This window comes from Planctomycetota bacterium (assembly GCA_026387035.1).
GTDB lineage: Bacteria > Planctomycetota > Phycisphaerae > FEN-1346 > FEN-1346 > JAPLMM01.
The window spans coordinates 1-1,892 of record JAPLMM010000030.1; the positions used below are offsets into that span (position 1 = coordinate 1).

General features: G+C 63.1%; 1 protein-coding gene. It reads left to right on the plus strand.

The window, feature by feature from the left end:
• Positions 1-731 precede the first annotated feature (731 nt).
• On the plus strand, positions 732-1,871 hold the full coding sequence (gene cofH / locus NTX40_00900) for a 5-amino-6-(D-ribitylamino)uracil--L-tyrosine 4-hydroxyphenyl transferase CofH (protein ID MCX5647648.1): 1,140 nt from the start codon (positions 732-734) through the stop codon (positions 1,869-1,871).
• The last annotated feature ends 21 nt before the right edge of the window (positions 1,872-1,892 follow it).

The following is a 1,892-nucleotide window of genomic DNA, read 5'->3' on the forward strand; positions in this document are numbered from 1 at the left end:
CCGCAATCACACTCTCCCTGGCCCTCAAACACTGTTTCTTTAGGAGCGCGAAGTCTTACCAGCCGAAACCCACTTACATTCACGGGAAGGAAGTTATGCACATAAAGGTATGCACATGACATGGATGGAAAAAGTGCGAAAAAGGGCCTAAAAACCGGTAAAAACCGGTCAAAAAACGCGAAAAAAGTCGAAAAAAGCACTAAATCCGCGCTAGCCCATCTTAACATTCGGGTCCCGTGCAGTGAAAAAACCGCCCGGACGCCAGCGCCAGGGCCGGTGGCTTGTAAAAAATCGCCCAAAAATACCCCCCAAAATCTCCTCCAAAAAGTTATCCACAATTCCTGCCTCGCGTAAGTCGAGGCTCAGAATTCAACGCAGAGATCGCCGAGACCGCAGAGAACGGCGGAGACAGGGGAACTGCAAATGCTAACAGCCCACGGCACCCGCCGTTTGGCCTTTACCCAATCCCCGCCTTTCTTTGCGCTCTTGGCGTCCTTTGCGGTTAGAAACGGCCTTCCCCGCCATTGACCGCTCTCGCCTGCGGCGATATACTCCAAGGAGAAGCCTCCGGTCGCCATTAGTACGGGCGACCCTGGCACGGGTACGGCTCGTGCCGTGGCCGGCTCGGCCAGGCGAGACGCCCCCCTCGGACTCGGCGCTAGTCCCGCACGCAGCGGCCCCGCCGACACCAAGCCCCCGGGCGAATGCGTTCCCGTAAGGCGGCGCAGGCGATGGACCTTCAGGCGACTCTCAAGAAGCCGTTCGATCTCGGCCCCAACCCCAACGGGGCAGGCGGGGCAGGCGCGCCGGGACTCCTCACGGAGGAGGAGGCCACGGCCCTGCTGTGCCTGCCGCGGAGGGCGCGCCGGCCCGTTTTCGAGGCGGCCGACCGCCTGAACCGCGAAATCAATGACCTGCGGGTCTCGTACATTTTCAACCGCAACATCAACTTCACGAACGCCTGCGAGGCGGCGTGCAGGTTCTGCGCGTACAGCGTCCGGCCGGGGGATGCCGAGGCGTTCGTCATGACGCCCGAGGAAGTGGTCCGCCTGGCCGGGACGCCGCCGGGGCTGGACGAGGTCTGCATGGTGGGCGGCCTCAATCCGGCGGTGACGTTCGACTATATCCTGGACCTTTTCGCGGCGGTGCATGAGGCGCACCCGCGGATTCACATCCACGCCCTCAGCCCGATGGAGGTGGACTACTACGCGGGGCGGGCGGGCCTGGGGATCCGCGAGGCGTTCGAGAAACTCGTCGAAGCCGGTTACGGCAGCCTCTGCGGGACGGCGGCGGAAATCCTCGTGGACGAAGTGCGGGAGGCCATCTGCCCGGAGAAACTCTCGACAGCCCGGTGGCTCGAAGTCGTGCGGACGGCCCACGCGATGGGCCTGCGGAGCACGTCGACGATCCTTTTCGGCCACATCGAGCGGCCGGAGCACGTGGCCAGGCACCTGCGACTGCTGCGGGATTTGCAGGCCGAGACGGGCGGCTTTACGGAATACATCCCCCTGGTTTTCGTCCCGTATAATACGCCGCTGGGGCGGGCCCGCGGCATCAAGGAGATGATCCCGAAGGAGGACGTTTTCCTGCATTACGCGGTGGCGCGGCTGTTTTTCGGTCGGCTGATTCGGAACGTGCAGTCCTCCTGGTGCAAACTAGGCCTGGACGCAGCGACGGAGGCGTTTTCGTACGGCGTGAACGACCTGGGAGGCACGCTTCTGGCGGAGAACATCACGCGGTCGGCGGGGGGACGGTACGGGCAATCGCTCACCTTGTCGGAGATGGCCGACGCCATCCGCCGGGCCGGACGCACCCCCGTGCGCCGCGATACACTGTATCACTATCTGGACACCGCAATCCAAACCCGATAGCCTACCGGCGGGCAAAGGAAA

Bases quoted from the DNA above. Each gene is read 5' to 3' on its own strand.
- cofH (MCX5647648.1), top strand. From the start codon at position 732: ATGGACCTTCAGGCGACTCTCAAGAAGCCGTTCGATCTCGGCCCCAAC.